The sequence below is a fragment of the Cupriavidus sp. R6-3 genome (assembly GCF_059772245.1).
Genome location: NZ_JCBAJO010000312.1, coordinates 1 through 4,452 on the forward strand (window position 1 = coordinate 1; position 4,452 = coordinate 4,452).

Genomic DNA, 4,452 nt, shown 5'->3' on the forward strand with positions numbered 1-4,452 from the left:
GGCACGCGACGCTGTTCCGTAACGGCGACAAGTCCGAAGGCGTGTTCACGCCGCAGTCGGCGCCGCTGATGGCGATCCACGCGCGGCTGAAGGCGGCCTTCGATCCGGCCGGCATCTTCAATCCGGGGCGGCTGTACCCGGACCTCTGAATTTGGCGCTCCATTCCCGGCTCCATTCCCGGCTCCATTGCGCGCCATCCCCGATCCGCTAGACAAACGCCCCGGCAAGTCCCCACGACAAACACAGGCGACAAGCCCGACGACAAGCCAAACGACAAGCCGGCGCGACAACCACTCTGGTCCCTATCATGCAAACGACCCTGGCCGATTTCCTCCGCGACACGCCCGATGGCGAAGAAGCCAAGTCCATCGTCGGCAAGTGCGTGCACTGCGGCTTCTGTACCGCGACCTGTCCGACCTACCAGCTGCTCGGCGACGAGCTCGACGGGCCGCGCGGACGCATCTACCTGATGAAGCAGGTGCTGGAAGGCAACCCCGTCACCGAAAGCACGCGCCTGCATCTGGACCGCTGCCTGACCTGCCGCAACTGCGAATCGACCTGCCCGTCGGGCGTGACCTACGGCCGGCTGGTCGATATCGGCCGCCAGGTCGTCGACGAGCGGCTGGCCGAGCAGGGCCTGCATCGTCCGGCACGCCAGCGCATCGCGCGCTGGGTGCTGCGCGAAGGGCTGACGCGCCCACGCCTGTTCGGCGCGGCAATGCGCATGGGACAGCTGGTGCGTCCGCTGCTGCCCGAGGTGCTGCGCAACAAGGTGCCGGTGGCCGCGCCGGCCGGCGCGTGGCCGCAACGCGAGCACGCCCGCAAGATGCTGCTGCTGGCCGGCTGCGTGCAGCCGTCGATGTCGCCCGACATCAATGCCGCGACCGCGCGCGTGTTCGATCGTCTCGGCGTGCAGATGGTGGTCGCGCCCGAGGCAGGTTGTTGCGGGGCAATCCGTTACCACAATGGCGACCATCCGGGCGGGCTCGACAATATGCGCCGCAATATCGATGCATGGTGGCCGCACGTCGAGGCCGGCGCCGAAGCCATCGTGATGAACGCCTCGGGCTGCGGCGTGATGGTCAAGGAGTACGGCCATCTGCTGCGCCATGACCCGAAGTACGCCGAACGCGCGGCGCGCATCTCGGCGCTGACGCGCGACGTGTCCGAACTGCTGCCCGCGTTTGCCGAGCCGCTGCAACGCCTGGCCGAGGCCGCGCCGCCGCCCGCGCAGCGCGTCGCATGGCACCCGCCCTGCACGCTGCAGCACGGCCAGCAGATTCGCGGCAAGGTGGAGGCGCTCTTGACCGCACTCGGCGTGGAGGTCAAACTCTGCGCTGACAGCCACCTGTGCTGCGGATCGGCGGGTACCTACTCGGTGTTGCAGCCGGACCTGGCCTATCGCCTGCGCGACGACAAGCTCGCCAAACTGCAGGCCACGCAGCCGGACACCATCGTGTCCGCCAATATCGGCTGCATCACCCATCTGCAAAGCGGCACGCAGACGCCGGTGCTGCACTGGATCGAACTGGTGGATCGCATGCTCGGTTGACGGTGCGCGGGAGGCTGCCGCCGGTGGAATCGCGGTGATTCCGCCTGGCCGACCAACCTGTCCCTCGCATGCTCCAGACGCTTGCCATCCTGCTGGTATTCCAATCCGTGGGCGAGGTGTTCAGCTACGCGCTGCGCCTGCCCGTGCCCGGTCCCGTGATCGGCATGATCCTGCTGTTCTGCTGGCTCGCGATCGACGATCGCCTGCTGGCGATCATCCAGGGCACCACCGCCGAGCTGCTCAAGCATCTGTCGCTGCTGTTCGTGCCGGCCGGCGTCGGCATCATGGTGCACGGCAGCCGCATCGGCGGCGAATGGATGCCGATCATCGTCGCGCTGGTGTTGTCGACCTGGCTGGCGATCGCCACCACGGCGCTGGTCACGCGCGCGCTGATGCGCAAACCCCCGGCCTCTCCGGCCTCTCCGGCCTCTCCGGCCTCCCCGGCGTCCTCCGCCGGCCCCTCCGCGGACGATGCCGCCAGCGACGCGGGAGAGCGCCAATGACCCCGCGCCTGAACGAGATCTGGGTCTATCTGGCCGCCAGCCCGCTGCTCGGGCTGACCGCGACGCTGCTGGCCTATGTGTTCGCCTTCCGCATCTACGAACGCGCGCGTTTCTCGCCGCTGGCCAATCCGGTGATGATCTCGGTCGCGCTGCTGGTCGCGGTGCTGACGGTGACCGGCACGCCGTACCAGACCTACTTCGACGGCGCGCAATTCGTGCACTTCCTGCTTGGTCCGGCCACGGTGGCGCTGGCGGTGCCGCTCTACCAGCAGCTGCCGAAGCTGCGCGCGCACGTGCTGCCGCTGCTCGGCGGGCTGCTGGCCGGCTCGCTGGTCGCGGTGGTGTCGGCGGTCGGCATCGCCTGGCTGCTGGGCGCTTCTCCCGAGGTGGTGCGCTCGCTGGCGCCCAAGTCGGTGACCATTCCGATCGCGATGGGCGTGGCCGAGAAGATCGGCGGCCTGCCGTCGCTGACCGCGGTGCTGGTGATGGGCACCGGCATCATCGGCGCGATCAGCGCGACCAAGATCCTGAACCTGCTCGGCATGCGCGACTACAGCGTGCGCGGCTTCGCCACCGGGCTGGCGGCGCACGGCATCGGTACCGCACGGGCCTTCCAGGTCAACCAGGAGGCCGGCGCCTTTGCCGCGCTCGGCATGGGCCTGAACGGCGTGCTGACCGCGGTGCTGGTGCCCTTGCTGGCGACGTGGATGCCGCGCTGAGCCGGGCTTCGCGGCTGGTACACGCAGGCATGCGCTTGGGCGTGCCTGGGCGCGTGTCTGAACGCGGGCCTGGGCGCGCCTGAGCCTGGCTGAGGTTCCTGAACGCAGCCAAACGCATCCAAGCACGCCCGCGCCCGGCGCCGCAGGACCGAACGACAACCGAAGGGAGAACGCGATGGTACTGAAGCTCGCTCTGGCGCTCGTCTCGCTGTTCGTGCTGTGGGGCGCGCTGGCGCCCGACCAGCTCGGCACCACCATGCAATGGCTGCTGACGGGCGTGATCGCGCGCTTCGGCTGGTTCTACCTGCTCTCGATGTTCGGCTTCCTGGTGTTCGCGCTGTACCTGGCGTTCGGCCGCTTCGGCAGCATCCGGCTCGGCGGGGAGGACGCCGAGCCGCAGTTCCACCGGCTCAGCTGGTTCTCGATGCTGTTCGCCGCCGGCATGGGCATCGGCCTGGTCTTCTGGGGCGTGGCCGAGCCGGTCTCCCACCTGATCAAGCCGCCGCTCGGCCTCGAACCGCTGACGCCGCAGGCGGCCGGCACCGGGCTGCGCTACGCCTTCTTCCACTGGGGGCTGCATCCGTGGGCGGCCTACTCGATCGTCGCGCTGGCGCTGGCCTTCTTCCAGTTCAACCGCGACCGGCCGATGCTGATCAGCACCACCTTCGAGCCGCTGATCGGCGAGCGCGCCAACGGGCCACTCGGCAAATGGATCGACGTGTTGGCGCTGATCGCCACCGCCTTCGGCGTGGCCACCTCGCTGGGACTGGGCGCGCTGCAGATCAATGCCGGCCTGTACCGGGTGTTCGGCATACCCAACGATATCGCGGTCGAGCTGATCATCATCGCGGTCGCCGGCGCGCTGTACATCCTGTCGTCGCTGAGCGGCCTGACGCGCGGCATCCAGTGGCTCAGCAACCTGAACATGGTGCTGGCCGTGCTGCTGCTGTTGACGGTGTTCGTGCTGGGGCCGACGTCGTTCATCCTGGACGCGCTGACCACCACGGTCGGCGCCTACCTGGACAACCTGGTCGGCATGAGCATGCGCATGACGCCGTTCAGCAAGGGCACCTGGGTCGCCGACTGGACGCTGTTCTACTGGGCCTGGTGGATCGCGTGGGCGCCCTTCGTGGGCACCTTCATCGCCCGCATCTCGAAGGGCCGCACCATCCGCGAGTTCATCGTCGGCGTGCTGCTGGCGCCGACGCTGATCAGCTTCCTGTGGTTCGGCGTCTTTGGCGGCGCGGGGCTGTATGCGTCGATGTTCGAGAACGTGCCGGTGGTGCAGGCGGTGCAGCAGGACCCCTCGCTGGCGCTGTTCGCGCTGCTGGAGGCCTACCCGGCGGCGACGCTGACCTCGATCCTGGCGATCGTGCTGGTCACGGTGTTCTTCGTGACCTCGGCCGACTCGGCCACCTTCGTGCTCGGCATGATGTCCGACCACGGCAATCCGCGTCCGCCGGCGCGGCTCAAGCTGATCTGGGGCGTGCTGATCGCGCTGATCGCCGGGGTGCTGCTGGTGTCCGGCGGGCTGAAGGGGCTGCAGTCGATGTCGATCCTGGCGGCGCTGCCCTTCGCGGTGGTGATGGCGGCGATGTGCTTCAGCCTGTTCCGCGCGCTCGACGAGGAATCGAACCGGCTGGAGCGCCGCCACCGCGCGCGCGACCGGCTGCTGGAG

At 68.8% G+C, this 4,452-nt stretch carries 5 protein-coding genes; all 5 read left to right on the forward strand.

The annotated features are described in order from the left end of the window. A partial coding sequence (locus AC6EI8_RS24605) for an FAD-linked oxidase C-terminal domain-containing protein (protein WP_498383142.1) occupies window positions 1-149 on the forward strand: 149 nt, incomplete at its 5' end. A 158-nt stretch (window positions 150-307) separates the two neighbouring features. Next, window positions 308-1,552 carry a glycolate oxidase subunit GlcF gene (gene glcF / locus AC6EI8_RS24610; protein WP_150083381.1) on the forward strand — a complete coding sequence of 415 codons (1,245 nt, stop codon included), beginning with the start codon at window positions 308-310 and terminating at the stop codon, window positions 1,550-1,552. 68 nt (window positions 1,553-1,620) lie between these two features. Continuing rightward, window positions 1,621-2,055, forward strand: coding sequence for a CidA/LrgA family protein (locus AC6EI8_RS24615; RefSeq protein ID WP_498383140.1), 435 nt, complete (start codon window positions 1,621-1,623; stop codon window positions 2,053-2,055). After that, window positions 2,052-2,774, forward strand: a complete 723-nt coding sequence (locus AC6EI8_RS24620; RefSeq protein ID WP_006578593.1) for an LrgB family protein — start codon at window positions 2,052-2,054, stop codon at window positions 2,772-2,774. Before AC6EI8_RS24615 ends, AC6EI8_RS24620 begins: the two co-directional genes overlap by 4 nt. A 175-nt stretch (window positions 2,775-2,949) precedes the next feature. Next, window positions 2,950-4,452, forward strand: a 1,503-nt coding sequence (locus tag AC6EI8_RS24625; RefSeq protein ID WP_498383141.1) for a glycine betaine uptake BCCT transporter, incomplete at its 3' end; no start/stop codon positions are given.